The 382-nt window shown below is 55.2% G+C and carries 1 pseudogene; it reads right to left on the bottom strand.

Annotated elements, in window-relative coordinates:
- Positions 1-382 (bottom strand): annotated as a pseudogene (locus EFBL_RS21435) (Sec-dependent nitrous-oxide reductase); the annotation flags it as partial.

Raw genomic sequence — 382 nt, 5'->3', positions numbered from 1 at the left:
GTCATATGACCAGGGCGGAAGCGCCACCTGGTAGGCCAGCTCCAGCTTCTTGGTTTGCTCGTTAAACGTTACCGCCGACATTACACCTTTGTACTTTGTGGAGAAGTCATCCAGTTTCGCGTACTCCCGATTGATGGGCACCGGGAAGCGGGTCGGGAGGAACAGATACTCTGTGTTCTCGGTCACGAAAGCGGCACAGTGAGGACCGCTGGTATTTGGCACATTCAGGATGTCTTCCACCGTGAATGTTTTCAGGTCCATGACCGCCGCACGGTTGTTGGCCACGTCGGTGGCGAACAGGTATTTTCCGTCATACTCGCCCTTGGTTTCGGAGAATGCCGGGTGATGAAGATCTCCCCAGGTGTAGCCGCCCAGCATTTCT

Origin of the sequence: Effusibacillus lacus (assembly GCF_002335525.1) — a bacterium.
In the GTDB taxonomy this organism is placed as follows: domain Bacteria; phylum Bacillota; class Bacilli; order Tumebacillales; family Effusibacillaceae; genus Effusibacillus; species Effusibacillus lacus.
Note: the sequence above shows the minus strand (reverse complement) of the source record. Positions and strands in the feature narration are given on the sequence as shown.